The organism is Bradyrhizobium sp. th-b2, from assembly GCF_000426785.1.
Taxonomy (GTDB): Bacteria; Pseudomonadota; Alphaproteobacteria; order Rhizobiales; family Xanthobacteraceae; genus Bradyrhizobium; species Bradyrhizobium septentrionale.
This window is the reverse complement of sequence record NZ_AUGA01000023.1, coordinates 43,174-69,272: the sequence shown is the minus strand read 5'-3', so window position 1 is coordinate 69,272 and position 26,099 is coordinate 43,174. Positions and strand designations below refer to the sequence as shown.

The window sequence follows — 26,099 nt, the reverse complement described above, 5'->3', positions numbered from 1 at the left end:
GGTATATGAGACCTATGAGAGAAGAGGTCAAGACATCCTGTTTAAAACGGCTCAAACGGATCGAGGGTCAGATCCGCGGGTTGGCCGCCATGGTCGAGGACGACCGCTATTGCATCGACGTGGTGACGCAGATCGCGGCCGCGCGCGCGGCGCTGCGCCGCGTCGAGGAGGAGGTCCTGCGCGATCATGTGGCGCATTGCGTGGAGCATGCGATCTCGTCCGGCGACAAGGCCGACCAGCGGCGCAAGATCACCGAGCTGATGGATGTGATCGGCCGCGCGGATCGCTAGGGCGCAGCCCTTCTACGGCAGCTAACCTCGCCGCTTCCGACGGAGTCGAGAGCGGCGCCTCACATTCAGTGTCGTCCCGGCGAAAGCCGGGACCCATGACCACATGGAGTGGTTGTTTGTGCGAGGTGGGGCCCCAGCGTGCTTCATAACCACGGCTGGTGGTTATGGGTCCCGGGTCGCGCTTCGCTTGCCCGGGACGACGTGGGGAGAAAGCGGCGCCTCACATTCAGTGTCGTCCCTGCGAAAGCAGGGACCCATAACCACCGCTGCCTGCCGTGAGGAATCGCTGGGGCCACAGCCCCGTTAATCACAGAGACTTGTGGTTATGGGTCCCGGCCTTCGCCGGGACGACGTGGGGAAAGATCAAGCTCAGGTGTTGAAGCGGAAGTGCATGACGTCGCCGTCGGCGACGACGTAGTCCTTGCCTTCAAGCCGCAGCTTGCCGGCATCGCGGGCGCCGGCTTCGCCGTTGCCGGCGATATAATCTTCATACGCAATGGTCTCGGCGCGGATAAAGCCCTTCTCGAAATCGGTATGGATCACGCCGGCGGCGGCGGGCGCCTTGGTGCCGCGGTCGATGGTCCAAGCACGCGCTTCCTTCGGGCCGACGGTGAAATAGGTGATGAGGTCGAGCAGCTGGTAGCCGGCGCGGATCAGCCGATCGAGCCCGGCCTCTTCGAGGCCCAGCGTCTCCAGGAAGTCGACCCGCTCCTCGCGCGACAGCGTCGCGATCTCGGATTCGATCTTGGCCGAGATCACGACCGCGACCGCGCCCTCCTCCTTGGCGCGTTCGAACACCGCCTTCGAGAAATTGTTGCCGTCCTTGGCCGAGCCTTCCTCGACGTTGCAGACATAGAGCACGGGCTTCGAGGTCAAGAGCCCGAGCATGCGGAACGCCCGCTCCTCCTCCGGCTTGCGCTCGAGCCCGCGGGCCGGCTTGCCGTCGCGCAGCAGCACCAGCGCGCGGTTGACGAGCTCGAGCTGCTCCTTGGCTTCCTTGTCGTTGCCCTTGGCCTTCTTCGACAGGTTGTCGACGCGCTTCTCGAGGCTGTCGAGGTCGGAGAGCATCAACTCGGTCTCGATGGTCTCGATATCGGCGAGCGGCGCGATCTTGCCTTCGACATGGGTGATGTCGGAATCCTCGAAGCAGCGCACCACATGGGCGATGGCATCGACCTCGCGGATGTTGGCGAGGAACTGGTTGCCGAGGCCCTCGCCCTGCGACGCGCCGCGGACCAGGCCCGCGATATCGACGAAGGTCAGCCGGGTCGGGATGATCTGTGCAGACTTGGCGATCGCCGACAGCTTCTCCAGCCGCGGATCGGGCACCGCCACCTCGCCGACATTCGGCTCGATGGTGCAGAACGGATAGTTCGCCGCCTGGGCGGCCGCCGTCTCGGTCAGCGCATTGAACAGCGTCGACTTGCCGACGTTAGGCAGCCCGACGATCCCGCATTTGAATCCCATGTTCGTCCCGATCTCTCGCGCGCTCCCGCTGCGCGGTTGAATTGACTGAGGTCGTCATACGCGGGCTTGACCCGCGTATCCATCCCACTTGGAAAATGGATCGCCGGGTCGAGCCCGGCGACGACGAGGGTCTACTTCGTGCCCTCGTCCTTGGTGTCGAAAAATCCCTTCGCCTGCATCGTCAGATGCACCTTGTTGGCGAACGACGCGTCGTGCCCCGTCGCCAGCAGGCCGGCATTGTCGGCGATGGCCTGGCACAAGGCCTCCACCCACGCCCGGTCGCTCTTGGCGAAGTCCGACAGCACGTGGCTGTGCACGAGCTCCTTGACGCCGGGATGACCGATCCCGATCCGCACGCGCCGATATTCGTTGCCGATATGCGCGGAGATCGAGCGCAGCCCGTTATGGCCGGCGATCCCGCCGCCGGTCTTGACGCGCACCTTGCCGGGCGGCAGTTCGAGCTCGTCCTGGAACACGGTGATGTCGGAGGGGGCAAGCTTGAAGAAGTTCGCCGCTTCCTGCACCGCGCGCCCGGACTCGTTCATGAAGGTGGTCGGCTTCAGCAGCACGACCTTCTCACGGTCGACCACGCCTTCAGACGCCTCGCCCTGAAAGCGACGGCGCCATGGTGCGAAACCATGACGCCGTGCAATCTCGTCGACCGCCAGGAAACCGATATTGTGCCGGTTGCTGGCGTATTTCGCGCCGGGATTACCGAGACCGACAAAAAGGCGCATGGCGCGGCATCCCGCGTCGGTGCGCCATCAGACGATGGCGCGCCGACCTGATCGATTACTTCTTCTTGTCGCCACCGCCGGCCGGAGCCTTGGCACCCGCGGCCGGAGCCGCAGCACCGGCAGCCGGAGCCGCCGCGGCGGCCGGAGCCGCAGCACCCGCAGCCGGAGCCGCAGCGCCACCAGCAGCCGCCGCAGCCGCGGCCTTCTGCTCTTCGGCGTAGCCGGACGGCGGCACGATGGTGACCAGCGTTGCGTCCTCACGGGTCAGCGACTTCACGCCCGCGGGCAGCTTGACCTCGGAGAGATGCAGCGAGTAGCTGATCTCGAGCGCGCCGACATCGGCCTCGATATATTGCGGGATGTTGTCGACCGAGCACTCGAGGTCGAGCGTGTGGGTGACGATGTTGACGGTGCCGCCGCGCTTGACGCCCGGCGAGCTTTCGCCGTTCACGATGTGCAGCGGCACGCTGACGCGGATGGTGGCGCCTTCGCCGAGCCGCATGAAGTCGACATGGAGCGGGAAGTCCTTCACCGGATCGAGGTGGAAGTCGCGCGGAATCACGCGGTGCTTCTTGCCCTCGAGGTCGATGTCATAGATCGTGGTCAGGAACCGGCCCGCCAGGATGCGCTGGCGCAGTTCACGATCGTCGACCGAGATGGTGACGGGGGGTTGGTTGTCTCCGTAGATCACTCCGGGAACTCTCCCGGCGCGACGCTCTGCCCGGGCGGCCCCCTTGCCGCTCTTCGGACGCGCGGTCGCCTTCAATTCCTTGACGGTCGCCATAGCGTTAAGTCCTTGTATTTAAAAAGTTAAAGGCCGCAGCGCGGCCCATGCTCAGGTCCACAGCAAGCCTCCAGGGGTGCGGGGGCCGCGGACGTGGCGGGCTTTTAGCCCCAAAGGGCCGAAATGACAAGGAAATGAAGGGATTTTTCTGCGGAGTTCTCAAACTCGTCATGCCCGGGCAGAAGCGCGAAGCGCGTCTTCGCGCTAGATGACCCGGGCATCCATCAAAAAGAGGACGCTCTCGTAGGAGGATGGATGGCCGGGTCAAGCCCGGCCATGACGATCGGAGCAAGATCAGCTTGCGCCGCCTACCCCGAGCTTGGCTTCCAGCACCGCGATCCGGGCCTTCAGGGCCTCGTTCTCCTCACGCGCCAGGCGGGCCATGTCCTTGACCGCGTCGAATTCCTCGCGCTTGACCACGTCGAGGTCGCGCAGGATGCGTTCGGCCTGGTTGCGCATGACCGTGTCGACCTCGCGCTTGACGCCCTGGGCGGCGCCCGCGGCATCGTTCATCAGACGGCCGATCTCATCGAAAAACCGGTTGCTGGTCTGGGTCATCTCGCAAAACTCTCCGCGTTCACTGGATTGCCAGAAGACAATGGCGATCCCCGCCATCCGGTTCAAGTCCGCCGCGAATGGCAGACCTTGCGGCGGCTTGCCTTGTCATGCTCCGGTTTCCTTGCAATCGTATGAACTCACAACAGAAATCGCACACATAACGCGAGCAGAGACGCCATGATCGAGCATACGGTCGATATCCCGACCAAGGACGGCAAGACCACCACTTTCATCACCCATCCCGAGCGCGGCGGCCCCTTCCCTGTCGTGATCTTCTATATGGATGCGCCGGCGATCCGCGAAGAATTGCGCGACATGGCGCGGCGGCTCGGCACATCAGGCTATTATGTGATGCTGCCCAACATGTATTACCGCGCCGGCGCGATGGAGCTCGGCCCGATCAATCCCGATCCGGAATCACCCGAGCGCAAGCGCATGTTCGAGCTGATGCACTCGCTCAACATTCCGCTTGTCATGGAAGACACCAGGGGCCTGCTCGCCTATGCCGAGACGCAGAAGGCCGCCAACACCAAGATCATCGGCACGGTCGGCTATTGCATGAGCGGCCGTTACGCCGTCAACGCGGCGACGCATTTTCCCGACAGGGTCAAGGCCGCCGCCTCGGTCTACGGCACCCATCTGGCAACCGACCAGCCGGACAGCCCGCATCTCGCCGCGCAGAAGACCAGGGCCGAGCTCTATTTCGCCTGCGCCGAGACCGACATCTACGCGCCCGCGGAGATCATCGAGCAGGTGAAGGCCGGCATGAAGGGCTCGAACAACGAGGTCGAGATCTATCCCGGTACCCATCACGGCTTCGCCTTCCCCAAGCGCCCGGTCTATGATCGCGACGCCGCCGAACGCCATTGGGAGCGGCTGCTCGCGCTCTATCGCCGCAATCTGGTTTGAGGCCTGAACCACGCGGATGGCCGACAGCGTACGCATTCGAGATTATCGAAGCTCCGATGCGGACGAGGTGAACCGGCTTGCGGTTACAGCCTTTGACCAATTCCGCGATGCCTTCCACGACTGGCCGGCGATGCGCGCCGGCCTCTCAAAAACCTCCGAGCTGAGTTCCGGCGGCGAGATCATCGTCGCCGATCTCGGCGACCGGCTTGCCGGCGCGGTCGGCTATTTTGGGCCCGGCGTCAAAAAGGCCGCATTCTTCGATCAGGCATGGCCGATCATTCGCATGCTGGTCGTCGACCCCGTCGACAGGGGGAAAGGACTCGGGCATGCGTTGACGTCGGAATGCTTTGCCAGAGCGCGGCGCGACCGGTGCAAGACCATCGCGCTTCACACGAGCCCCATCATGACGGTCGCCCTGCCGATGTATCTCAGGATGGGCTTCAGCAAGCTGCATGACGCCCCGCCCATTCACGGCGTGCCCTACGCCGTCTACACGAAAGCACTCTGATCCAAATGCCGTTCCTGCTGATCGACTTCCCGGTGTTCAACCCCGTGGCGCTCTCGCTCGGGCCGATCGTGATCCGCTGGTATGCGCTCGCCTATATCGTCGGCATCGTGCTGGGCTGGATCTATGCCCGCTCACTGATCAAGAAAGAGCGGCTGTGGGACGGCCCGGCGCCGATCACGCTGCCGCAGCTCGACGATTTCATCCTCTGGGTCACGATCGGCATCATCGTCGGCGGCCGCACCGGCTATGTGCTGTTCTACAACCTGCCCTTCTTCATCGCGCATCCTGGCGAGATCCTCGAATTGTGGAAGGGCGGCATGTCGTTCCACGGCGGCTTCCTCGGCTGCGTCGCCGCGGTGATGCTGTTTGCCCGCCGCAACGGCATTTCGATCCTGTCGCTCGGCGACATCACCACCGCGGTGGCGCCGATCGGGCTGTTCCTCGGCCGGCTCGCCAATTTCATCAACAGCGAGTTGTGGGGCCGTCACGCCGAGGCGAGCCTGCCCTGGGCCATGATCTTCCCCAATGGCGGACCGCTGCCGCGGCATCCGAGCCAGCTCTACGAGGCCGGGCTTGAGGGCATCGTGCTGTTCGTGGCGCTCGCCATCATGATCCGGATGGGGGCGCTGAAGCGGCCCGGCCTGATCCTCGGCAGCTTCATCACGATCTATGGCATTGCCCGCATCATCGGCGAGCACTTCAGGGAGCCCGACCCGCAGCTCGGATTCCTGTGGGGCGGATTAACCATGGGTATGCTGCTGTCGGTGCCAATGATTATTGTAGGCGTCATCATCATCAGGGCCTCCGTCCGTCGCAAGGCGAACGGACCGGCCCCGACTGCAACCTAAGCAAGTTCAATCCAAGGAACGCCGTGAGCGAACCCTCCCCGTTGCTGGACGAGATCAGGAAGCTGATCAAATTGTCCGGGCCGATGCCGGTCTGGCGCTACATGGAATTGTGCCTGATGCATCCGCAGTACGGCTACTATTTGTCGCGCGATCCGCTCGGCCGCGAGGGCGATTTCACCACGGCGCCCGAGGTCAGCCAGATGTTCGGCGAACTGCTCGGGCTGTGGAGCGCCTCGATCTGGCGCGCGATCGGCTCGCCGGAGACGCTGCGCCTGATCGAGCTCGGGCCCGGCCGCGGCACCATGATGGCCGACGCGCTTCGGGCGCTTCGCGTGGTGCCGCCGCTCTACCAGTCGCTCAGCATCCACCTCGTCGAGGTCAATCCGGTGCTGCGGGAGAAGCAGTACGAGACCCTGACGGGCGTGCGCAACATCACCTGGCACGACAGCATCGACGACGTGCCCGAGGGGCCGGCGGTGATCCTCGCCAACGAATATTTCGACGTGCTGCCGATCCACCAGATGGTCCGCCGCGAGACCGGCTGGCACGAGCGCACGGTCGGGATGGATGCCAATGGCAGCCTTTATTTCGCTCCCGCTCCCGAGCCCACGCCGCACTTCGAGGTGCTGTTGCCGCCGCTGGTGCGCGCCGCCCCGCTCGGCGCGGTGTTCGAATGGCGGCCCGACAGCGAGATCATGAAGCTCGCAACGCGGGTGCGCGACCAGGACGGCGCCGCGCTGATCATCGATTACGGCCATTTGCGCAGCGACGCCGGCGACACCTTCCAGGCGATCGCGCGCCACAGTTTCGCCGACCCGCTGAAGAATCCTGGACAGGCCGACATCACGGCGCATGTCGATTTCCAGGCCCTGGCGCGGGCCGCCGAGGATGTCGGCGCACGCGTCCACGGGCCGGCGACGCAGGGTGACTTCCTCAAGCGCCTCGGCGTCGAGGCCCGCGCCGCCGGGTTGATGGCGAAGGCAAGCCCCGAAATGTCCGCCGACATCGCCGGTGCGCTGAAGCGCCTGACCGATTCCGGGCGCGGGGGGATGGGCTCGATGTTCAAGACGATAGCCATCTCCGACCCGCGCCTCACCTCGATCGCCGGACTGAGCGATCAGCCTGACGAGACCGAACAATGACATTGGGATCATCGCTGCTGTCGGCCATTCCGGGCCTGCGCCACGCCTTCTTCTCGCGCGAGGGCGGCGTCTCGGAGGGCATCTACGCCGCCCTCAATGGCGGGCTTGGCTCCAACGACGATCCAGCCAGGGTCGCGGAGAACCGGCGGCGGATGGCCGCGCAACTCGGCGTCCCGCTGGATCACCTGATCAGCGTGCATCAGGTGCACTCGCCCGACGTCGTGGTCGTGGACGGCCCTTGGAATGGCGCACCGCGCCCGAAGGCGGATGCGCTCGTCACACGCACCGAAGGGCTTGCGATATCGGTCACCACGGCCGACTGCGGCCCGATCCTGTTCGTCGATCCCAATGCGCGGGTGATCGGCGCTGCGCATGCCGGATGGAAGGGCGCGCTGACCGGCATCCTGGAATCGACCATCGATGCGATGGAAAAGCTCGGCGCCGAGCGCGGCGTCATCGTCGCGGCGATCGGGCCGATGATCCGCAAGGAGTCCTACGAGGTCGGCAACGAATTCGTCGAGCGCTTCATCGAGGCCGATGCCGAGAACGGCGTGTTCTTCATGCCCGGCGAACGCGACGGACACGCGATGTTCGATCTCGCCGGCTTCATACGGATGCGGCTGGAAAATGCCGGCGTGCTGATGATCGACGATCTCGGCATCGACACCTATTCCGACGAACGCTGCTTCAGCTACCGCCGCTCCGTGCATCGCAAGGAAGCCGATTACGGCCGGCACGTTCACGCCATCGCGCTGGAACGCTGAGACGAGCGTTTTTAGCCGTCGCTGTGCGATAACGTCTTGACTCTCCACCTGCTGGAGACCGGACAAGCGGCGCATGACACAACGCACCTACAGCATCGGCGAGGCGGCGCGGCTCAGCGGCATCAGTGTCCGCAAGCTCCGCTTCTATTCGGATCAGGGATTGCTGCCGCCGGCCGGCCGCACCGCGAGCGGCTATCGCGTCTTCACCGACGACGAACTGGTTCGCCTCGACCTGATCCGCTGCCTGCGCGATGCGGGGCTCGGTCTCGACGCCATTCGTGAGGTCCTGACCAAGGAGCTCTCGCTGGTCGAGGCGCTCAAGCTCCGCCTCGAGACGCTGGAAGCGGAGATCGCGGCACAGCGCCGCGTCGCCTCGGCCCTGCGGGCTGCGTTGCGTTCACCGCAACTCACCGAAGCAGACTTGAGGAGATACCTGACCATGACCCAGCTGTCCCGCGCCGAGCGCCGCAACGTCGTCGAACGCTTTTTCGAGAAAGTGTCCGACGGCATCAACATCGACCGGAATTGGGTCCGGCAGATGATCGAAACCAGCGTGCCCGAATTGCCCGATGAGCCGACGCCCGAGCAATGCGATGCCTGGATCGAGCTTTCGGAGATGCTCAATGATCCCTCCCTTGTCGCCAACCTCCGTGCCAACGCAGAGGACGTCTGGAATCACCGGGTGCTGGATCTCGCCGCCTGGCAACAGGCCAACGAGACCGTGCTGGCGAGGGCGAAAGAGATCATCGCGCGCGACCTCGGACCGACGTCGGAGGCGGGCCAGGCGCTGGCGCGCGACTGGCTGGAGACATCGGCGCGATTGCTGAAGCGCGAGCCCGATCTCGAATTCCGCAACTGGATCCGCGGCAAATATGCGCTGCACGACGATCGCGCAGCGCGTTACTGGGAGCTCGTCGCCATCATGCGGGGGCAGTCGCCGGACGCGAGCCCGAACCGGGAATGGGCCTGGATCACCGCAGCCATGCGGCACCATCTCTCTGACTGAGCAAGGAAATCCGAAACCTCGTGGCGCAGCCGCCGGATCGGTTAAGGGCTGTGGCCGTCCTGCCCTAGACGTTAAGCCATTTTAACGATATCGCAGGACGCAATGAGGGAAGCGTCAAACCACCAGTTTCAAACTGGGACAGCCGTGCGCGCCGCGCTCGCCATCACGTGGCTAGCGGTCGCCTGTGCGCTTGGTGGATGCGCGGCCGGCGGCAATGTGGCCGATTCCTATGCCATGGCCACACCGGCAAGCAGCGGCACGACCGTTGCGTTCGAATCGATCGACGGCCCGCCGCCCCAGGTGTTCGACCGCATGGTCGGCGTGCTCGACAGCGAATCCAAGCTGCGCAGCCTGTCGGTCGTGTCGCGCCAGGGCGCCGCGGCCTACCGCGTGCGCAGCTATCTGTCGGCACAGGTGGTACGCGGCCGCACCATGATCGCGTGGGTGTGGGACGTCTATGACAGCAATCAGCAACGTGCCCTCCGCCTCTCCGGCGAGGAGCCCGCGGGCAAGGCCAGCCGCGACGCCTGGGCCACCGCCGACGATCTGGTGCTGCGCAGGATCGCCCAGGCCGGGTTCAGCGGCCTGTCCAGCATGATCAATGGCGGTCCGGCGCCCGCCCCGGCCCCGGAGCTCCGCGGGCCGACCGTCGCGAGCGCGCCGTCCTCCGCCGGGTCCGAGACCGTGGCGCTCGGCTATTCCGCCAATTAGACCCCGTTATGTCCCGGTGAAGGGCGTTTTTGCCCAGGAAAACGGCGGCGAAAGCGGGCTAATGGGTTGCCAGCCAAGCCGCCTCCCTGATATTCCCTCGCGCACCGAAAACCCGCCGGTTCTGTAAGGACTTGAGATGCTGAACGTCGTATCCAGCAAGGCGCGGGGGGAAGCATCGATGTCGGCAAAGAACGGATCAATCAAGCTCGTCGCCGGCAACTCCAATCCTGCGCTGGCGCAGGAGATCGCCAAGGGACTTGGCATCGAACTGACCAAGGCCGTGGTCCGGCGCTTCGCCGACATGGAGATCTTCGTCGAGATCCAGGAGAACGTCCGCGGCTCGGACATGTTCATCCTGCAATCGACGTCGTATCCGGCCAACGACAATTTGATGGAATTGCTGATCATCACCGACGCACTGCGCCGTTCCTCGGCGCGCCGCATCACCGCGGTGGTGCCCTATTTCGGCTACGCCAGGCAGGATCGCAGGTCCGGCTCGCGCACGCCGATCTCGGCCAAGCTCGTCGCCAACCTGATCTCGCACTCCGGCGTCGATCGCGTCATGACGCTCGATCTGCACGCCGGCCAGATCCAGGGCTTCTTCGACATCCCCGTCGACAATCTCTTCGCAGCGCCGCTGATGGTCCGCGATATCAGAGAAAAGTTCGACCTCGCCAAGGTGATGGTGGTGTCGCCGGACGTCGGCGGCGTGGCGCGTGCGCGCGGGCTCGCCAAGCGCATCAACACCCCGCTCGCGATCGTCGACAAGCGCCGCGAGCGCCCCGGTGAATCCGAAGTGATGAACGTGATCGGCGACGTCGCCGGCTACAATTGCATCCTGGTCGACGACATCGTCGATTCCGGCGGCACGCTGGTGAACGCGGCCGAGGCGCTGATCGCGCACGGCGCCAAGGAGGTCTCGGCCTACATCACCCACGGCGTGCTGTCGGGCGGCGCCGCCGCGCGCATCGCATCGTCGCGGCTGAAGGAGCTGGTCATCACCGACTCGATCCTGCCGACCGAGGCCGTCAACAAGGCACCGAACATCCGCCAGATCTCGGTCGCCGGCCTGATCGCCGAAGCGATCGGCCGAACCGCGGCGGAAGAGTCGGTCTCCAGCCTGTTCGATTAGCGGACCTACACTCACTGTCGTCCCGGCCTTGAGCCGGGACCCATAACCACCGATGACTGTTGCTGCGAAGATTGGGGCCGCCGCCGGCGCTCACAACGTAATCCTGTGGTTATGGGTCCCTGCTTTCGCAGGGACGACACGCAGTTTGTGGCACTCACCCCGCTAAAACCCCGGCCGCGGCACGTGGCTCATCAGCGTCCGCGCATAGCCGCCATCGACGATGATCTCCTCACCATTGACGTAGGACGAGCGGTCGCTCGCCAGGAACAGGATCGCATCCGCCATGTCCTGCGGTGCGCCGATCCGGCGCATCGGCACCACGGCGGTGCGCCGCTCGGTGACCCCTGGCGTATCGTAGAAGGCCTGGCTCATCGGCGTCACGACGAGGCCCGGGCTGACCACATTGCTGCGGATGCCGTGCGGCCCCCATTCGGCAGCGAGCTGCTGCGAGAGCATCACGACGCCGGCCTTGCTGACGCTGTAGGCGCCGCTCTGCCCCTGTGCATTGCTGGCGGCGATCGAGGCGACGTGGATGAGGCTGCCGCCGCTCGCTTTACGCATCTGGCCGCCGAACGCCTGCGCGCAGATGAAATAGCCGGTGAGATTGACCGCCAGCACCGCATTCCATTCGGCGAGCGGGAGCGTATCGAGCCCGCCCGGGCGCAGCACCGCCGCGGTGTTGACGAGGATGTCGCAAGCCCCAAGCGTGCGCTCGACGGCCCCAGCGGACGCCGCGACACTTTCCGCGCTAGTGGTGTCGCAGCTCGCGACGAGGTGACCATCGCCGAACTCGCCAAGCTTTGCCTTGGTCTCGGCAAGCCCGCGCTCGTCGCGATCGAGGGCTGCGACCCTGGCGCCGGCGCGCGCGAAGCTGACCGCAGTGGCGCGGCCGATGCCGCCGCCTCCGCCGGTGACGACGGCTACGCGGCCCGACAGGCCGAGCCAGTCGGAGGAGCCTTCCTTGGTCATGGTCCGATCACTCCCATCCAGTGAGTTTGTTACCGGACAGCTTAACCGAAGATGCGATCAGACCAAGGCCGCTGTACCAGCTCAGGCGCCGACCGCCGCTGCCCCGCCGACGACCTCGCCAAAGGATTTGAAGAACTCGCCGGCAAGCTTCCTCGCGGTGGAATCGATCAGCCGGCCGCCAAGCTGCGCCAGCTTGCCGCCAATTTGCGCGTCAACCGCGTAAGCCAGAACGGTCAGGTCTGGCCCTTCCGACGTCAGCGTGACGATCGCGCCCCCCTTGGCGAAGCCGGCGATGCCGCCAGAACCTTCGCCGGAGATGCGATAGCTGTTCGGCGGATCGAGATCGGACAGCGTCACCTTGCCGCCGAAGGTCGCTTTCACCGGCCCCACCTTGAGCACGACGGTAGCAGTCATTTCGGTAGGTGAGGCCATCTCGAGCGACTGGCAGCCGGGAATGCACCGCTTCAAAATCTCGGGATCGTTGAGCGCGGCCCACACCTTCTCTTTTGTGGCCGGGATACGCTGGCTGTCGTTCATCTGCATATTGCGGATTACCTCCCTGCAATGGAGCCGGTGGAACGCTGGCCACGGCGGCGTTCAATGGTGATTTCGGCGAGGATCGACATCGCGATTTCCTCCGGTGTGATGGCGCCGAGATCGAGCCCGGCCGGCGCCTTCACGCGATCAATCACGGCAGCCTCGAGACCGTCGGCAATCAACTTGTTGCGTAACGCCGCCATCTTGCGTTTGCTGCCGACGAAGGCGTGATAGGCAGCGTCGATCGCAACCGCCATCTTCAGCGCGATCTCGTCACCCTTGCCCTGGGTCGAGACCACGACGAAACGACGAGCCGGATGGAGATCTTTCGGTTCGAAACCATCGAGGATCACGTCAGCATCCGGCGGGACAATGAGGTCGGATGCGGGCGCGGCAAGCGTCACGTGATAGCCGAGTTGGCGCGCTTGGGCGGCAAGCGACAGCGCGACCGGACTTGCGCCGAGGATGACCAGCGAGGGATGCGGCAAGACCGGTTCCACGAAAATGTCCATCGTCCCCTTGCTCGGGCACATATTCGAGGCGAAGCGCACACCATCCTTGCTCTCGCCAGCCTTCACGCCGAGCTCGGCGAGCAAATTCTCAGGCTGCACCGAGACCATGCGCGGCTCGCCATCGATCAACGCATCGCGCGCCGCCTTCAGGACCGCTCCTCTGGCACACCCTCCTCCGATCCAGCCCGCCACGATCGTACCGTCCGGACGGATGATGGCCTTCGCTCCCGCCTTGGCGGCGGTCACCGAGACCGTGCGAACGACTGTCGCCAATACGAACGACTGCTCCGCGGCCTTCAGCTGCGCGACCAGATCCATGATCTCGACATGCACGCCCATCAAAGCCTCGCCAGATAGGGTTCGAGCGCCCTCAAGCTCGCAAGCGTGTTGGCCGGCGCATAGAGATCGACATGCGGCAGCGCCGCCTTGATGCCGCGCGCCTCGGGCGCGTAACCCTGCCATCCCATCATCGGGTTGAGCCAGGCGATACGGCGGCAGCGCCGGCGGAGCGCCGCCATCTCGCGGCCGAGCAATGCAGCGTCGCCCGTCTCGTAACCATCGGAAACGATCATCAGACAGGTGCGCGAATGAACCACGCGCGCTGCGTGCCAACGATTGAATGTCTGCAGGCACTCACCGATCCTGGTGCCGCCACCCGCTCCCTGCGCCATGATCGAGAGCCGGTCGAGGGCGCGGCCGGCATCCCTCTCCTTCATCGCGTCCGAGACGTGAGCCAGCCTCGTATGGAACAGGAACGCCTCGGCCTCGCGGAACTCGTCGAGCACGCCATGGATGAAGCGGAGGAAAACGCCCGTGTACATGCTCATCGAGCCGGAAGCGTCGAGCAGGACCACCAGGCGCAAGGGCTTCGGCTTGCGCTGGCGTCTCACCAGACTGAGCGGCACGCCGCCGTGACTGATGTTGCCGTGAATCGTGCGACGCAGATCGAGACGATAGCCTCGGCGGCGCGCCAGATCGCGCCGCGTCAGCCGCGTGCGCATGACGCGCGCCAGTTGCGCCGCAGCGAGGTGGGCCAGCTCAACCTGCTGCGGATCTGCCAGATTGCGGAAATCCACCTCGGCGAGATTGTCCGCGCGCGACGCGCCTTCCATGCGCCCATCGCCGGAGCGTTCATTTTCGACCCCATCAACCGAGGGAATCTGATCGATCGCCGTCTCGGCACCGGCTCGGGGCTCGGCCGATTGGTTGGGCAGACTTTTCAGCGATGGATTGTTCGCGGGTTTCACGGCACCCGTCGCGATCGAACGCGACCGCACCCGCGTGCCGAGCCAGAAAGCGTCAAAAATTCCGTCGAACCTGTCCCAATCGGCCTTGCGCGTCGAAAACAGGTGCTTGAGCGCCGAACGCAGCAGGCCCGGCCGTGCCGCGTAGCCCGCAGCCATCAGGGTGGCGGCATCCTGACCCTCGGCAAGACCGACGGCGAAGCCGCTATCCCGCAGGGTCCGCAGAAACGCCGCGAGCTTGCGGGACACGAGGCGGGACACCTCGTTGACGTCGTCAAGATCGGGTGATGCGCCGCAGCAGCTCATGCGACCCTCCCCAGCAGACGTTGCGTGACCTCGCGCGAGACCCGCGCCTTGTCTTCCTGCGTCTTGAGCAGGCACATCAGGGTTTCGTGCACGGTCTCGGGCGCATCGTGCAGATCCTTCACCTCAAGCCCGACCAATGCAGCGGCCCAATCCAGCGTCTCGGCGACCCCGGGCACCTTGCGCAATTCCTCTTTCCGGATGCACTCGACCATGCGCGCGATCTGCAGGGCCAGCGAGGCGCTGGTGCCTTCGAGCCGCGTCGTGATGATGCGCGCTTCCCGGTCGACGTCGGGATAGTCGACATAGTGGTAGAGACAGCGGCGACGCAGCGCATCCGAGAGCTCCCGCGTACCGTTCGACGTCAGCACGACATGAGGTATTGCAGTCGCCCTGATGGTGCCGAGTTCGGGTATCGTGACCTGGAAATCGGACAACAGCTCAAGCAGAAATGCCTCGAACTCATCGTCGGCGCGATCGATCTCGTCGATCAGCAGAACCGGCGATCTTTCTCGGCGAATCGCAGCGAGCAATGGCCGCTCGAGGAGATACTTCTCGGAAAAGATCTGATCCTCGACCGCATCCGCATCGGCGCCGCGGTGCGCCTGGATCGACAGCAATTGCCGTTGGTAGTTCCATTCATAGAGTGCCGCGGACTGGTCGAGCCCCTCATAGCACTGCAGGCGAATCAATTCGGTAGCGTGAACGGCGGCCAGCGCCTTGGCGACCTCGGTTTTGCCGACGCCCGCCTCGCCTTCCAGCAAAAGCGGACGCCGCAATTGTTGCATCAGCGCGATCGCGATCGCGAGCTCGCCGTCGGCGATATAGCCGGCGTCGCCGAGTGCGCGCGCGATCTCGTCACGGGTCTTCATGGGGTAGCGAACACGCCGAGGTTCTTCGCCGCCAACCAGTTCCGCCAGAAATCATGCGGCATCTGGATGTGGGTCGATCCAAGAAACGAGAATGCGTCGTTGACCGCGTTTGAGAAAGCGGGCACGCCGCCGACATTCGGGCTTTCACCGACACCCTTTGCGCCGATCGGGTGATGCGGTGACGGAGTGACCGTAAAATCCGTCTCCCAATGCGGCGTCTCGACCGCGGTTGGCATGAAGAAGTCCATGAACGAGCCGGTGACGACATTGCCCTCGGCGTCGTAGCGAATCTCCTGTCCCATCGCGATCGCAAACGCCTCGGTGAGGCCGCCATGCACCTGGCCCTCGATGATCATCGGGTTGATCCGCGTGCCGCAATCATCGAGCGCATAGAAGCGCTTGACCTTGTACACGCCGGTGTCGACGTCGATGGTCATCACGCAGATATAGGCGCCGAACGGATAGGTCATGTTTGGCGGATCATAGTAGCTGACCGCCTCCAGCCCCGGCTCCAAGCCCGGCGGCACCGAATTGTACGCGGCCCAGCAGATATCCTTCATCGACATGACTTTCTCGGGCAGGCCCTTGACGCGGAAGCCATCGATGTCCCATTCGAGATCGTCCTCGTGGACCTCGAGCTTGTAGGCGGCGATCATCTGCGCCTTGGCCCTGATCTTTCGCGCGGCCATCGCGATCGCGGCGCCTGCGACCGGCGTCGATCGCGAGCCGTAAGTGCCGAGGCCGTAAGGCGCGGTATCCGTGTTGCCTTCCTCCACCATGATGTTGTCGGCGGGGATACCGATCTCGGTGGCGATGATCTGTGCCCAGGTCGTCTCGTGCCCCTGGCCCTGGCTCTTGGTGCCCACCCGGGCGATGCCTGCACCGGTCGGATGCATGCGTATCTCGCACGAGTCGAACATCGCAATTCCGAGGATATCGCAGTTCTTCGATGGGCCGGCGCCAACGATCTCGGTGAAGAAGGAGACGCCGAGACCCATGATCTCGCGAGTCTCGCCGCGCTTGAACGCCGCGCGCTGCTCCGCTTGCTGCTTGCGCAAGCCGGCGTAGTCGACCGACTCCATCATCTTGCGCATCGCGGTGTGGTAGTCGCCGGAGTCATATTCCCAGCCGAGCGCCGAGTGATAAGGGAATTGCTCCGGCTTGATGAAATTCTTCAGCCGAAGTTCGGCCGGATCCATCCCCAGCTTCTGCGCCAGGATATCCATCGCGCGTTCGATGCAGTAGGCCGCCTCGGTGACACGGAATGAGCAGCGGTAGGCAACCCCGCCCGGGGCCTTGTTGGTGTAAATGCCGTCGACCGCGAGATGCGCGGTCGGGAAATCATACGACCCGGTGACGATATTGAAGAAACCCGCCGGCCATTTCGACGGATCGGCACAGGCGTCGAATGCGCCGTGATCGGCCAGCACATGGACACGCAACCCCGTAACCTTGCCCTCCTTGGTCGCGGCGATTTCCGTCGTCATGTGATAGTCGCGCGCGAACGACGTCGCGGTGAGGTTCTCGATGCGATCTTCAACCCATTTCACGGGCTTGCCGGTGACGATGGAAGCGACCGCGGCGCAGATATAGCCCGGATAGGCCCCGACCTTGTTGCCGAAGCCGCCGCCGATGTCAGGCGCGATGACGTGGATCTTCTGCTCGGGAATTTTTGCGATCAACGCCACGACGGTGCGGATCACATGCGGCGCCTGGAAGGTGCCCCAGATCGTCAGTTCACCCTTGATCTTGTCGAAGGAACAGACGCACTGGCAAGTCTCGAGTGGCGACGGATGGGTGCGATGGTAGGAGATCATCTCCTTGATCGTCACCTCGGCCTTCTTGAAGGCGGCATCCGTCAGGTCCTTGTCGCCGACGGTCCACTCGAAAATGTGATTGTGGTGCTTGCGCGGGCCGTGGGCGCCGGTGGTCTTGCCGGCGAGATCTTCGCGCAGCACCGGTGCATCTGCGTCCATTGCCTTGAAAGGATCGATCAGCGGCGGCAGTGGTTCGTACTCGACCTTGACCTTGTTGACACCGTCATCGGCGGCGTAGCGGTCCGTCGCGACGACGAAGGCCACCTCCTGGTTCTGGAACAGCACCTTGCCGTCGGCCAGCACCATCTGCACATCGCCTGCCAAGGTCGGCATCCAGGCAAGATTCACCGTCTTCAGCGTCTCGGCGGTGATCACCGCGAGCACGCCCGGCACCTTCAACGCCTCGGAATCGTCGATCGACTTGACGCGCGCATGCGGATGCGGCGAACGCACGAAATCGCCATGCAGCATGCCCGGCAGCTTCACGTCGTCGACGTAATTGCCTTTGCCCTGCGTAAAGCGGATGTCTTCGACCCGCTTGCGCTTGCAACCCATACCTTCGAGCGCAGCGCTGCGTTGTTCCCGCGTGGGAGTCATATCGTTCATTCTGCGGCCTCCCGGAATTCCACGCCGTTGATCTTGGCTGCGGCGTATTGAATGGCTTTGACGATGTTCTGGTAGCCGGTGCAGCGGCAGAGATTGCCGGAGATACCCATCCGGATCTCCTGCTCGGTCGGCGACGGATTCTCCTTCAGAAGCCGATGCGCGCGCATGATCATGCCCGGCGTGCAGAAACCGCATTGCAGACCGTGCATCATGCGGAAGCCCTCCTGCAGCGCCGAGAGCGAACCGTCGGGGTTCGCCATGCCCTCGATCGTGGTGATGTCGGAGCCGTTGGCCTGTATCGCGAACATGGTGCAGGACTTCACCGACATGCCGTCGATATCAACCGTGCACGCGCCGCAATGCGTGGTCTCGCAGCCAATATGGGTGCCGGTCATCTGCAGGTTCTCGCGGATGAAGTGCACCAGCAGGGTACGTGGTTCGACGAGGCCTTCGACCTCGGCGCCGTTCACCTGCATCGTGATATGCGTCTTTGCCATCTGGTCCCTCCTCAGGCCGCATTGGCGGCGGCGCGCTGCAGCGCTCGCATCACCATGATGCCGCCGACGTGCTTGCGGTATTCGACGGGCCCCCGCGCATCCGCGGCTGGAGCCATGATCGCCTCCGCCGCGGCCGCAGCCTTCCTGAGCGTGGCTGCGTCGAGGCTGGTGCCGATCACCACCTGGGCGGCGGCATCGGCCAGTAGCGGCGTTTCCGAAAGATTGGTCAGTCCGATCGTGCAGGTCGCAACCTTGCCGCTGGACATCGTGAGCACCACCGCCGCGGCAGCGGTGGCGTAGTCCCCGACCTTCCGCTTCAGCTTCTCGTAGGCGTAGCCGTGACTCGCGGGGGGGACCGGGATGGAGATCGAGGCCAGAAGCTCGCCTGGCTCGATCGCTGTGAAATAGGCCCCCTGATAGTAATCGGCGGCTGCAACCTCACGACCGCCATGCGGCCCCTCGAGATGATAGGTCGCGCCAAGCGTCATCATAAGCGCCGGCATGTCGTTGCCCGGGTCGCCATTGGCGACATTACCGCCCACGGTGCCACGGTACCGCACCTGAGGATCAGCGATCAGAAGCGCGGCCTCATGCAGAATGGGGATGGATTGGGCGATCTCGACGGAGGTAAGCAAGTCGTGCTGGGTGGTCATGGCCCCAATCAGGACCTTGCTGCCTTCGCGACGGACGCCTTTCAGGTCGGCGATGTCATGCAGGTCGACAAGGTGCTCGGGGGCAGCCAGCCGCAGCTTCATCATCGGGACCAGGCTGTGGCCACCAGCCAGCGGACGAACCTCATCGCCAAGTGTCGAAAGCAGTTTCACCGCGTCAGCCAGCGTCGCCGGGCGGTGATAGCTGAACGAGCCGGGAATCATCGTTTCCTCCATGTCGTCCTGCGGCCCTTAGGGTCCGGCGGACGTTGGAGGGAGGCTGGCTGGGCGCGGATTCGCCCGCAACAGATGCGGCACGGGCACGCAAAATTCGCACGAAATGCCGTCCGATGCGCACGAAATGCGTCAGCGCCTACGTCCCATCGGGCCAGGGAGGCGTTCAGGCGGTGCGGCGGGCGAGCCCGAGTCGGGCCTTCACCTCAGCGATCTTGGCTCGGCTCACCGGAACGCGATGTGGCGACGGACCGTCCAGTTCAATGACCGCGCCATCGCCCTCCTTCCGAACCAGGGTCACATGCGGTATCGCCACGATATGGCTGCGGTGCACACGCAGAAACAGGCGGGGATCGAGCAGCGCCTCGGCCTCCGAGATCGACCAGGGGCACATCCTCTCCCGGGTCCCGTCATGCACCTTGGTGTAGTGGGCATCCGCCGTCACGCTGCGAACGTCTGCGGCATCGATGAAATGGGTGCCGTCCGCCCCTTCTAGAGGCAGCCGACGTGCCGGCGGGGCGCGGGGCGGCTGGCCAATTCCACCCAAGGGGGTCGGCCGAAGCGGTGGATCGGCCTGAACAGTGGCGGCACCCGCCAGTTCGGCTGAATCGGAGCTTCCCCCGGCGGCGCCGGCAATTGCCACGGCCGTTTTCCGCGGATCAGGCACCAACGACAGCAGGAAGCCTGCGGCAATAACGAAGCACAGCAACGTCACGACCAGCGACAGCATCTGCGACGACGCCGCCAATCCATCCATGTGGTGATGAGCCTCGCCGCCAGATGGAGCTATCTGCATGCCGGCCATTGCCGTGTAGTGCATCCCGGAGACGGCAAAGCCGAAGGCCACCGCACTCAACATCAACTGGACGCCCCCGTGCCGCGCCAGGAATGCGCGTAAGCCGCCATAGGCCGCGGCGATCGCGATCGCGATCGAGAGCACAACCAGTCTCGGAGCGTGCGTCATCGCGAAGTCGCCGGACAGCCCGTGCATGCCGACATAGTGCATGCTGGCAATGCCAAGGCCGAGCAACACGGCCGATGAAACAACGCGGAGCATCGACGGCTCGCCGACGCTGACGAAGAACAGCGATATGCCGACCACCAGCGCGCAGATCAGAAAGGAGATAATGGTCGGCAACACCAGATAGACAGTGCCCACCGGCAATGGTGCGGCCAGCATGCCGACAAAATGCATCGTCCAGATGCCGACGGCGAAAAAGAATGCTGCACCCGCGAGCAACAGGCGATGAGCGGAATCCGGTCCGCCGCGGATGCGCGCGGCCAGGCCGAAACCGGTGTAACCTCCCAGAATCGCGATCACCACCGAGAGCGCGACGAGATAGGGATCGTGTCCTTCGAACATGATCGTCTCGGCCAAGCCGTCGTCACGGCGAGGCCTCCTCCCACCGCCGACTTTATAGAGGCGGCGGTGGGAATGACAATCAGACGATTGGAAGGCGCTAGCCGGGGATCCCCGCCGCGACCTGGCCGCGCAGACGCTCCAGGCTGAGCAGCGTGTTGGCGCAGGCTTCCGCGACCTCGATCCCCTTGATGACGAAGTGCTTGCGGAAGAAGTCGTAATGCACCTCGGTCTCGTGGAATTGCTGCGGCGTCAGCACTGCCGAGAACACAGGCACCTCGGTGCGCAGCTGCACGTCCATCAGCGCCTTGATCACGGTGTCGGCGACGAATTCGTGGCGATAGATGCCGCCATCGACGACGAGCCCGGCCGCGACGATCGCGGTGTAACGGCGGGTCTTCGCCAAGAGTTGCGCGTGCAACGGGATCTCGAACGAGCCCGGCACCTCGAACACGTCGACATTGGTGATGTGGCGCGCCTCGATCTCCTTCAGGAAGGAGATGCGGCACTCTTCCACCACATCGCGATGCCAGGACGACTGCACGAAGGCGACGCGCTGCGGCTTGGCGAAGTGCGGATGCTCCGGCGCCGGCGGAATTGCCGGCGTATCGGAAGCGCTATCTGCTTCGGAGGTTTGGACTTGAGAAGCTTGAACGTCTTGGTCTTGCAACATCTGATTCATGGCTTTCCTCTTTCAGGACCAGAATCAGGGCACACGGACAACGACACGAGCCGACGCGAAAATCGCGTTGGCCGCCGCAACCGTTCTCTTTCATCCGGACTGTAACCGTCGGCTTCGGAATTGCACCGAATCTGCTGACCCTTCTCCCGGCTTCGCGAAAGAAGGCGCTCGCGGGCTTGGGCTCATCACCCTTACCGCCGGTGGGGATTTTCACCCCGCCCTGAGAACATCGGCACGCCCGGGATGGACGTGCCTGAGACGAAATATGACCAAACCGCGACAGCCGGGCAAGGTCCTTTGGCATGGGGAATCGGCATGTCCCCATGAGCACGATGCGGCTCTTGCAGGGAGGGTGCGAGCGCTCGAAGGCTGATTCACGCGTGCGGCGAAGCGCCTGCAAATGGTTAACAAATCGTTACGCGCGCACCAAGATTCCGATTTGTTCGCAAAATCACAAGTGTGGCGGAGATCAGCTGTGGACGATGCGCGCTTTGGCTGTGGACGGACTCGGCGTGCGGTTGCGCGGATTCCGCAAATCACATCACTTCATCGGCGTCAGGTCCAGGAGCATCCGGAAGCCCGGTCAAGGAACTGCACTCGGCCACGACGCAGTATGTCGCAGGTGCCGGCTTCCGTGTGCGTATCAAGCGATCATAAGAACAAGGTCCGAGACGGCATGTCCCTCCTCGAAAGCATTATCGATTCCCGGAACAACCCGCTTGCGGTGGTCGAAGATATCGCCACCGACAACAACTGGGCGTTCGAGCGTTCCGGCGAAGACGAGGTGACGATCGTCTCCAAGGGAGACTGGATCGATTATCAGCTCTCCTTCACCTGGATGGGCGAGATCGAGGCGCTGCATCTCGCCTGCGCCTTCGACATGAAGATGCCGCAGGCGCGACGCGCCGAAGTGCAGCGACTGGTTGCCGCGATCAACGAACAATTATGGGTCGGCCATTTCGACCTGTGGACCCACACCGGCATGGTCATGCACCGCCAGGCGCTGGTGCTGCCCGGCGGCCTCACCGCCTCGACCGCGCAATGCGAGAGCATGGTGGTCAACGCAATCCACGCCTGCGAGCGCTACTACCCGGCGTTCCAGTTCGTGGTGTGGGCGGGCAAGTCGACCGCCGAGGCGATGGCGGCTGCGATGTTCGATACCGAGGGCGAGGCGTAAGCCTCAACGGATTCAATCGTCATGCGCGGGCTAGACCCGCGCATCCATCCGGCAAAAGCTGCTTTCGTTCCGATGGATTGCCGGGTCGAGCCCGGCAATGACATCTGGGTGCTTGTGGCTCGCTCCCTGCTTCACTAGAACCCTTGTGGTTATGGCGCCCGGCCTCCGCCGGGACCACGAGCGGTGACACCTGTGAACGCAAGCAGCGCATTGACAAACACGACCGGCACCATCGCGCTTGCGGGCGCGGGCAAGATGGGCGGCGCGATGCTGACCGGCTGGCTCGCACAGGGCCTCGCGCCCAAGCAGGTCGCGGTGATCGATCCGTATCTCTCGCCGGAGATCTCCGCGCTCGCCGCAAAGGGTGTGCAGCTCAATCCGCAGGCAAAGGATCTCGGCACCGTCGATACGCTTGTCGTCGCGGTGAAGCCGCAATCGTTCCGCGACGCTGGCGCCGCGCTGAAGGCGCTCGTCGGTCCGTCGACGCTGGTGGTCTCGATCATGGCCGGCACGACCATGTCAGCGCTGGAAGAGGTTGTCGGCGGCGCGGTGGTGCGCGCGATGCCGAACACGCCGGCGGCGATCGGCCGCGGCATCACGGTCGCGGTGCCGTCAAAGCGCGTCACCGCCGCGCAGCGCGCCACGACCGATGCGCTGCTGAAGGCAACCGGGCTCGTCGAATGGGTCGACGATGAGAGCCTGATGGACGCAGTGACCGCGGTCTCCGGCTCCGGCCCGGCTTACGTGTTCCTGCTCGCCGAGGAGCTGGCCCGCGCCGGCGTCGCGGCCGGCCTGCCCGAGCAGCTTGCGACCACGCTGGCGCGGGCGACCGTCGCCGGCTCCGGCGAGCTGCTACATCGCTCGGATCTGCCGTCGGCGACCTTGCGGCAGAACGTCACCTCGCCCGGCGGCACCACGGCTGCTGCGCTCGAGGTTCTGATGGCGAACGACGGCATGCAGCCGCTGATGACCCGCGCCATCGCCGCAGCAACCCGGCGCTCAAAGGAATTGGCGAAGTAAAGCATCCACCGTCATTGCCGGGCTTGACCCGGCAATCCATCTCACGTGGACAACGCTGTCTTTCTTGATGGATGCGCGGGTCAAGCCCGCGCATGACGAGTTGGTCGTGCGGACCGCACAGCGCCTGGGCCTGCCTATTGCGTTTGGCCCGAGGTCCCTGCGAGCCGTTTGTTGAAACGCTCCACATTGATCAGGCCGCGGGCGTGGCGGCCTTCACCGAGCTTGCGCGGGCCTTCAAAGGCCTCGACCTCGAAACGGATCACGCGGCGCTCGACCGCAATGACCTTCGCTGTGGTTCGCACCGTGGCACCGACCAGCGCCGCCGCGAGGTGGCGGATGTCGACCTCGGTCCCGACCGTGACCCAGCCGGGCTGCAGCGCGCCGCGGATGGCGTCGCCCGAGGCCATCTCCATTTCGAGGATCATCATCGGGGTCGCATAAACCATCGGCATATCAGGCACGAAATGCCCGACCGTGCGCTCCGGCGGCACCACGAGCGTGCGCTCAGCGCTCATGCCGACCTTGATGAAGTCGCGTGCGTCCATTAGCGCCTCAAGAAGACTGTCGTCCCGGCCTTGAGCCGGGACCCATAACCACCAAAGCTGGTTGTTGCGAAGGCTGGGGCCTCAGCGAGCGCAACGACTGGCATCAGTGGTTATGGGTCCCTGCTCCAGTGCGCAATTGCGCACAAGGCGGGGACGACCCGTGGAGAGACAGGGGCTATTTCTTCGCCGCGGCAGCGCGCTCGACGAAGGACTTGCCGCCCTTCATCTTGTGATGCAGCGGCGCTTCATTGATCTGGATCACGACCGCGTCGGCATCGACGCCGAGATTCTTCACCAGCGCCTGGGTGATGTCGCGCATCATGCCGAGCTTCTGCTCGTCGGTGCGGCCGGCGGCCATGCTCACGGTGATCTCAGGCATTGGAAGAACTCCCTTGTTATTGTTGACGCGCAACTGCAGCTGACCGGGCTTGGCCGGACGCGCCATCTTTTTGAAGATGGATGCGCGGGTCAAGCCCGCGCATGACAATCCAGCTATCCCCAGGTCACGTCATGCCGCGCCAGGACCTCGCGGACCTTGGCGACCAGATCGGCCTCTGCGCAGGAGAACTGCGCGGGACGTGTCTCGCGCCATTCCTGGTTCGAGGCGATCGCCGCTGCGGCCTTGGCGCCCTCGATCAGATCCTTGATCTGCAGCTCGCCGCGCGCCTTCTCGTCGGAGCCCTGGATGATCACGCAAGGCGAGTTGCGGCGGTCGGCATATTTGAGCTGGTTGCCCATGTTCTTCGGATTGCCGAGATAGAGCTCGGCGCGGATGCCGGCCTGCCGCAGCTCGGCGACCATCTTCTGGTAGTCGGCGACACGGTCGCGGTCGAACACGGTGACGACGACGGGGCCGAACCCGGCCTGCGTGTCGAGCTGGCCGAGCATCGTGAGCGCCGCCTGCAGGCGCGACACGCCGATCGAGAAGCCGGTTGCCGGCACCGGCTCGCCGCGGAAGCGCGAGACCAGGCCATCGTAGCGGCCGCCGCCGCCGACCGAGCCGAACCGCACGGGACGGCCCTTCTCGTCCTTGGTATCGAGCAGCAGCTCAACCTCGTAGACCGGGCCGGTGTAATATTCGAGGCCGCGGACGACGGAGGGATCGATGCGGATGCGATCTTCACCATAGCCCGCCGCCGCCGCAAGCTTCGCTATCTCAACCAGTTCAGACCTTCCCTGATGAAGCAGGTCTGTTCCCTCCTGGCCTTCGAGGAAGATGCTTGGCGCATCGATCACGAGAGATTGTCTCTGAATTCCGTCAGAACTTTCGCTAGTCTCGACTCTGAACTTTAAGGCCTGAAAGACGGTCTCAATCTGAGCCTCGTTGAGCTGGGCTCCCTTAGTAAAATCCCCGCTCTCGTCCTTACGCCCCTCGCCGAGCAGAAGGCGAACTTCTTCTGGCTTAAACTTATCAAGCTTATCGATGGCTCGGAGTACCGTCAGCCTGCGAGACGCATTCTCCTGTCCGCTAAGACCGATGCGGTCTAGAACTCCGTCGAGCACCTTGCGGTTGTTTACCTTCACGATATAGGAGCCGCGCGGAATGCCGAGCGCTTCCATCGTGTCGGCCGCCATCATGCAAATCTCGGCGTCGGCCGCCGGTGTCGCCGAACCGACCGTATCGGCATCGAACTGCATGAACTGGCGGAAGCGGCCGGGACCCGGCTTCTCGTTGCGGAACACGTAGCCGAAACGATAAGAGCGGTAGGGCTTCGGCAGCGCGTCGAAGTTTTCCGCGACATAGCGCGCGAGCGGCGCGGTCAGGTCGTAGCGCAGCGAGATCCACTGCTCGTCATCGTCCTGGAACGAGAACACGCCCTCGTTGGGACGGTCCTGGTCGGGCAGGAACTTGCCGAGCGCGTCGGTATATTCCATCGCCGGCGTCTCCACCGGCTCGAAGCCGTAGAGCTCGTAGACGGCGCGGATCTTCTCGACCATCTGCCGCGTGGCATTGATCGCGGCGGGGCCACGATCTTCCAGCCCGCGCGGCAGGCGCGCCTTCAGTTTCTGGGGTTTTTTGGGTTTTTCGGCCATGAGCGGCCGTTTACCAGCCGGCGCGCAAGGCGGCAACCGGGGCCTCCATTCCCAGATTGTCATTCCGGGGCGCGTCGAAGACGCGAACCCGGAATCTCGAGATTCCCCCGGTACGCAATTGCGCACCTGAGGTCTGGTCCTGCGGACCATCCCGGAATGACGGTGCGCGAAGATAGGACGGCCG

Annotated in this window: 28 protein-coding genes and 1 riboswitch; of the genes, 11 read left to right on the top strand and 17 right to left on the bottom strand. The window is 64.3% G+C overall.

Annotation, left to right across the window (positions count from 1 at the left end; all coding sequences use genetic code 11):
- The first annotated feature begins 14 nt into the window (after positions 1-14).
- Complete coding sequence (locus K359_RS0126250) at positions 15-290, top strand: metal-sensitive transcriptional regulator (protein ID WP_029081978.1); 276 nt, start codon at positions 15-17, stop codon at positions 288-290.
- A gap of 369 nt (positions 291-659) precedes the next feature.
- On the opposite strand, the gene ychF is transcribed toward K359_RS0126250, so the two are convergent.
- From ychF to K359_RS0126230, 4 genes are all read right to left on the bottom strand, one after another.
- Positions 660-1,757 carry a redox-regulated ATPase YchF gene (gene ychF / locus K359_RS0126245; protein ID WP_029081977.1) on the bottom strand — a complete coding sequence of 366 codons (1,098 nt, stop codon included), beginning with the start codon at positions 1,755-1,757 and terminating at the stop codon, positions 660-662.
- Positions 1,758-1,888: 131 nt separating this feature from the next.
- The gene (gene pth, locus K359_RS0126240) at positions 1,889-2,494 is read right to left on the bottom strand and encodes an aminoacyl-tRNA hydrolase (RefSeq protein ID WP_029081976.1); all 606 of its coding nucleotides are present in this window, start codon (positions 2,492-2,494) and stop codon (positions 1,889-1,891) included.
- Between the two features lie 55 nt (positions 2,495-2,549).
- Positions 2,550-3,278 carry a 50S ribosomal protein L25/general stress protein Ctc gene (locus K359_RS0126235; RefSeq protein WP_029081975.1) on the bottom strand — a complete coding sequence of 243 codons (729 nt, stop codon included), beginning with the start codon at positions 3,276-3,278 and terminating at the stop codon, positions 2,550-2,552.
- 294 nt (positions 3,279-3,572) lie between these two features.
- The gene (locus K359_RS0126230) at positions 3,573-3,836 is read right to left on the bottom strand and encodes an accessory factor UbiK family protein (RefSeq protein WP_029081974.1); all 264 of its coding nucleotides are present in this window, start codon (positions 3,834-3,836) and stop codon (positions 3,573-3,575) included.
- A 177-nt stretch (positions 3,837-4,013) separates the two neighbouring features.
- Here K359_RS0126230 and K359_RS0126225 point away from each other — a divergent pair, with 177 nt between their 5' ends.
- The 8 genes from K359_RS0126225 to K359_RS0126190 all read left to right on the top strand — a co-directional run bounded on the left by K359_RS0126225 (position 4,014) and on the right by K359_RS0126190 (position 10,856).
- Positions 4,014-4,745, top strand: coding sequence for a dienelactone hydrolase family protein (locus K359_RS0126225; RefSeq protein ID WP_029081973.1), 732 nt, complete (start codon positions 4,014-4,016; stop codon positions 4,743-4,745).
- Between the two features lie 16 nt (positions 4,746-4,761).
- Complete coding sequence (locus tag K359_RS0126220) at positions 4,762-5,253, top strand: GNAT family N-acetyltransferase (RefSeq protein WP_035977140.1); 492 nt, start codon at positions 4,762-4,764, stop codon at positions 5,251-5,253.
- 5 nt (positions 5,254-5,258) lie between these two features.
- Entirely contained in the window at positions 5,259-6,101 is an 843-nt protein-coding gene (gene lgt, locus K359_RS0126215; protein WP_029081971.1) for a prolipoprotein diacylglyceryl transferase, read from the top strand.
- An 83-nt stretch (positions 6,102-6,184) separates the two neighbouring features.
- Entirely contained in the window at positions 6,185-7,243 is a 1,059-nt protein-coding gene (locus K359_RS0126210) for a class I SAM-dependent methyltransferase (RefSeq protein WP_051346430.1), read from the top strand.
- The gene (pgeF, locus tag K359_RS0126205) at positions 7,240-8,007 is read left to right on the top strand and encodes a peptidoglycan editing factor PgeF (RefSeq protein WP_029081969.1); all 768 of its coding nucleotides are present in this window, start codon (positions 7,240-7,242) and stop codon (positions 8,005-8,007) included. The genes K359_RS0126210 and pgeF overlap by 4 nt, the downstream gene beginning before the upstream one ends.
- Before the next feature lie 73 nt (positions 8,008-8,080).
- Positions 8,081-9,013 (top strand): MerR family transcriptional regulator, encoded by a 933-nt coding sequence (locus tag K359_RS0126200; protein WP_029081968.1) that lies wholly within the window; start codon positions 8,081-8,083, stop codon positions 9,011-9,013.
- A gap of 102 nt (positions 9,014-9,115) precedes the next feature.
- Positions 9,116-9,724 (top strand): hypothetical protein, encoded by a 609-nt coding sequence (locus tag K359_RS0126195; RefSeq protein ID WP_029081967.1) that lies wholly within the window; start codon positions 9,116-9,118, stop codon positions 9,722-9,724.
- A gap of 178 nt (positions 9,725-9,902) precedes the next feature.
- The gene (locus K359_RS0126190; RefSeq protein ID WP_029081966.1) at positions 9,903-10,856 is read left to right on the top strand and encodes a ribose-phosphate pyrophosphokinase; all 954 of its coding nucleotides are present in this window, start codon (positions 9,903-9,905) and stop codon (positions 10,854-10,856) included.
- A 162-nt stretch (positions 10,857-11,018) separates the two neighbouring features.
- Here the strand turns inward: K359_RS0126190 and K359_RS0126185 are convergent, their stop codons facing one another.
- The 10 genes from K359_RS0126185 to K359_RS0126140 all read right to left on the bottom strand — a co-directional run bounded on the left by K359_RS0126185 (position 11,019) and on the right by K359_RS0126140 (position 21,139).
- On the bottom strand, positions 11,019-11,825 hold the full coding sequence (locus K359_RS0126185) for an SDR family NAD(P)-dependent oxidoreductase (RefSeq protein WP_029081965.1): 807 nt from the start codon (positions 11,823-11,825) through the stop codon (positions 11,019-11,021).
- A gap of 81 nt (positions 11,826-11,906) precedes the next feature.
- Positions 11,907-12,368 carry a carbon monoxide dehydrogenase subunit G gene (locus K359_RS0126180; protein ID WP_029081964.1) on the bottom strand — a complete coding sequence of 154 codons (462 nt, stop codon included), beginning with the start codon at positions 12,366-12,368 and terminating at the stop codon, positions 11,907-11,909.
- An 8-nt stretch (positions 12,369-12,376) separates the two neighbouring features.
- A complete protein-coding gene (locus tag K359_RS0126175) occupies positions 12,377-13,213 on the bottom strand; it encodes an XdhC family protein (protein ID WP_029081963.1) in 837 nt (278 codons plus the stop codon).
- A complete protein-coding gene (locus K359_RS0126170) occupies positions 13,213-14,424 on the bottom strand; it encodes a VWA domain-containing protein (RefSeq protein WP_029081962.1) in 1,212 nt (403 codons plus the stop codon). The genes K359_RS0126175 and K359_RS0126170 overlap by 1 nt, the downstream gene beginning before the upstream one ends.
- A complete protein-coding gene (locus K359_RS0126165; RefSeq protein WP_029081961.1) occupies positions 14,421-15,293 on the bottom strand; it encodes a MoxR family ATPase in 873 nt (290 codons plus the stop codon). Before K359_RS0126165 ends, K359_RS0126170 begins: the two co-directional genes overlap by 4 nt.
- Positions 15,290-17,716: an aerobic carbon-monoxide dehydrogenase large subunit gene (locus K359_RS0126160; protein WP_029081960.1), complete on the bottom strand. Its 2,427-nt coding sequence runs from the start codon at positions 17,714-17,716 to the stop codon at positions 15,290-15,292. Before K359_RS0126160 ends, K359_RS0126165 begins: the two co-directional genes overlap by 4 nt.
- A complete protein-coding gene (locus tag K359_RS0126155; RefSeq protein WP_029081959.1) occupies positions 17,713-18,213 on the bottom strand; it encodes a (2Fe-2S)-binding protein in 501 nt (166 codons plus the stop codon). Before K359_RS0126155 ends, K359_RS0126160 begins: the two co-directional genes overlap by 4 nt.
- An 11-nt stretch (positions 18,214-18,224) precedes the next feature.
- The gene (locus K359_RS0126150; RefSeq protein WP_029081958.1) at positions 18,225-19,088 is read right to left on the bottom strand and encodes a xanthine dehydrogenase family protein subunit M; all 864 of its coding nucleotides are present in this window, start codon (positions 19,086-19,088) and stop codon (positions 18,225-18,227) included.
- Between the two features lie 175 nt (positions 19,089-19,263).
- The gene (locus K359_RS0126145; protein WP_029081957.1) at positions 19,264-20,460 is read right to left on the bottom strand and encodes an MHYT domain-containing protein; all 1,197 of its coding nucleotides are present in this window, start codon (positions 20,458-20,460) and stop codon (positions 19,264-19,266) included.
- Positions 20,461-20,557: 97 nt separating this feature from the next.
- Complete coding sequence (locus K359_RS0126140) at positions 20,558-21,139, bottom strand: 6,7-dimethyl-8-ribityllumazine synthase (protein ID WP_029081956.1); 582 nt, start codon at positions 21,137-21,139, stop codon at positions 20,558-20,560.
- A 78-nt stretch (positions 21,140-21,217) separates the two neighbouring features.
- A riboswitch (FMN riboswitch) is annotated at positions 21,218-21,371 on the bottom strand.
- Between the two features lie 444 nt (positions 21,372-21,815).
- Here K359_RS0126140 and K359_RS0126135 point away from each other — a divergent pair.
- Positions 21,816-22,316: a YbjN domain-containing protein gene (locus K359_RS0126135; RefSeq protein WP_029081955.1), complete on the top strand. Its 501-nt coding sequence runs from the start codon at positions 21,816-21,818 to the stop codon at positions 22,314-22,316.
- 255 nt (positions 22,317-22,571) lie between these two features.
- Entirely contained in the window at positions 22,572-23,336 is a 765-nt protein-coding gene (gene proC, locus K359_RS0126130; protein ID WP_245284722.1) for a pyrroline-5-carboxylate reductase, read from the top strand.
- Positions 23,337-23,470: 134 nt separating this feature from the next.
- On the opposite strand, the gene K359_RS0126125 is transcribed toward proC, so the two are convergent.
- From K359_RS0126125 to hisS, 3 genes are all read right to left on the bottom strand, one after another.
- Positions 23,471-23,881 (bottom strand): thioesterase family protein, encoded by a 411-nt coding sequence (locus K359_RS0126125; protein ID WP_029081953.1) that lies wholly within the window; start codon positions 23,879-23,881, stop codon positions 23,471-23,473.
- A 175-nt stretch (positions 23,882-24,056) separates the two neighbouring features.
- Positions 24,057-24,260: a tautomerase family protein gene (locus K359_RS0126120; RefSeq protein ID WP_018269806.1), complete on the bottom strand. Its 204-nt coding sequence runs from the start codon at positions 24,258-24,260 to the stop codon at positions 24,057-24,059.
- A 113-nt stretch (positions 24,261-24,373) separates the two neighbouring features.
- Positions 24,374-25,978, bottom strand: a complete 1,605-nt coding sequence (hisS, locus tag K359_RS0126115) for a histidine--tRNA ligase (protein WP_371261185.1) — start codon at positions 25,976-25,978, stop codon at positions 24,374-24,376.
- Positions 25,979-26,099: the final 121 nt, after the last annotated feature.

Excerpts from the sequence above, each read along its gene's own strand:
- K359_RS0126250 (WP_029081978.1), top strand. The coding sequence starts at position 15 with ATGAGAGAAGAGGTCAAGACATCCTGTTTAAAACGGCTCAAACGGATC.
- ychF (WP_029081977.1), bottom strand. The coding sequence starts at position 1,757 with ATGGGATTCAAATGCGGGATCGTCGGGCTGCCTAACGTCGGCAAGTCG.
- pth (WP_029081976.1), bottom strand. The coding sequence starts at position 2,494 with ATGCGCCTTTTTGTCGGTCTCGGTAATCCCGGCGCGAAATACGCCAGC.
- K359_RS0126235 (WP_029081975.1), bottom strand. The coding sequence starts at position 3,278 with ATGGCGACCGTCAAGGAATTGAAGGCGACCGCGCGTCCGAAGAGCGGC.
- K359_RS0126230 (WP_029081974.1), bottom strand. The coding sequence starts at position 3,836 with ATGACCCAGACCAGCAACCGGTTTTTCGATGAGATCGGCCGTCTGATG.
- K359_RS0126225 (WP_029081973.1), top strand. The coding sequence starts at position 4,014 with ATGATCGAGCATACGGTCGATATCCCGACCAAGGACGGCAAGACCACC.
- K359_RS0126220 (WP_035977140.1), top strand. The coding sequence starts at position 4,762 with ATGGCCGACAGCGTACGCATTCGAGATTATCGAAGCTCCGATGCGGAC.
- lgt (WP_029081971.1), top strand. The coding sequence starts at position 5,259 with ATGCCGTTCCTGCTGATCGACTTCCCGGTGTTCAACCCCGTGGCGCTC.
- K359_RS0126210 (WP_051346430.1), top strand. The coding sequence starts at position 6,185 with ATGCCGGTCTGGCGCTACATGGAATTGTGCCTGATGCATCCGCAGTAC.
- pgeF (WP_029081969.1), top strand. The coding sequence starts at position 7,240 with ATGACATTGGGATCATCGCTGCTGTCGGCCATTCCGGGCCTGCGCCAC.
- K359_RS0126200 (WP_029081968.1), top strand. The coding sequence starts at position 8,081 with ATGACACAACGCACCTACAGCATCGGCGAGGCGGCGCGGCTCAGCGGC.
- K359_RS0126195 (WP_029081967.1), top strand. The coding sequence starts at position 9,116 with ATGAGGGAAGCGTCAAACCACCAGTTTCAAACTGGGACAGCCGTGCGC.
- K359_RS0126190 (WP_029081966.1), top strand. The coding sequence starts at position 9,903 with ATGTCGGCAAAGAACGGATCAATCAAGCTCGTCGCCGGCAACTCCAAT.
- K359_RS0126185 (WP_029081965.1), bottom strand. The coding sequence starts at position 11,825 with ATGACCAAGGAAGGCTCCTCCGACTGGCTCGGCCTGTCGGGCCGCGTA.
- K359_RS0126180 (WP_029081964.1), bottom strand. The coding sequence starts at position 12,368 with ATGCAGATGAACGACAGCCAGCGTATCCCGGCCACAAAAGAGAAGGTG.
- K359_RS0126175 (WP_029081963.1), bottom strand. The coding sequence starts at position 13,213 with ATGGGCGTGCATGTCGAGATCATGGATCTGGTCGCGCAGCTGAAGGCC.
- K359_RS0126170 (WP_029081962.1), bottom strand. The coding sequence starts at position 14,424 with ATGAGCTGCTGCGGCGCATCACCCGATCTTGACGACGTCAACGAGGTG.
- K359_RS0126165 (WP_029081961.1), bottom strand. The coding sequence starts at position 15,293 with ATGAAGACCCGTGACGAGATCGCGCGCGCACTCGGCGACGCCGGCTAT.
- K359_RS0126160 (WP_029081960.1), bottom strand. The coding sequence starts at position 17,716 with ATGAACGATATGACTCCCACGCGGGAACAACGCAGCGCTGCGCTCGAA.
- K359_RS0126155 (WP_029081959.1), bottom strand. The coding sequence starts at position 18,213 with ATGGCAAAGACGCATATCACGATGCAGGTGAACGGCGCCGAGGTCGAA.
- K359_RS0126150 (WP_029081958.1), bottom strand. The coding sequence starts at position 19,088 with ATGATTCCCGGCTCGTTCAGCTATCACCGCCCGGCGACGCTGGCTGAC.
- K359_RS0126145 (WP_029081957.1), bottom strand. The coding sequence starts at position 20,460 with ATGTTCGAAGGACACGATCCCTATCTCGTCGCGCTCTCGGTGGTGATC.
- K359_RS0126140 (WP_029081956.1), bottom strand. The coding sequence starts at position 21,139 with ATGAATCAGATGTTGCAAGACCAAGACGTTCAAGCTTCTCAAGTCCAA.
- K359_RS0126135 (WP_029081955.1), top strand. The coding sequence starts at position 21,816 with ATGTCCCTCCTCGAAAGCATTATCGATTCCCGGAACAACCCGCTTGCG.
- proC (WP_245284722.1), top strand. The coding sequence starts at position 22,572 with ATGGGCGGCGCGATGCTGACCGGCTGGCTCGCACAGGGCCTCGCGCCC.
- K359_RS0126125 (WP_029081953.1), bottom strand. The coding sequence starts at position 23,881 with ATGGACGCACGCGACTTCATCAAGGTCGGCATGAGCGCTGAGCGCACG.
- K359_RS0126120 (WP_018269806.1), bottom strand. The coding sequence starts at position 24,260 with ATGCCTGAGATCACCGTGAGCATGGCCGCCGGCCGCACCGACGAGCAG.
- hisS (WP_371261185.1), bottom strand. The coding sequence starts at position 25,978 with ATGACAATCTGGGAATGGAGGCCCCGGTTGCCGCCTTGCGCGCCGGCT.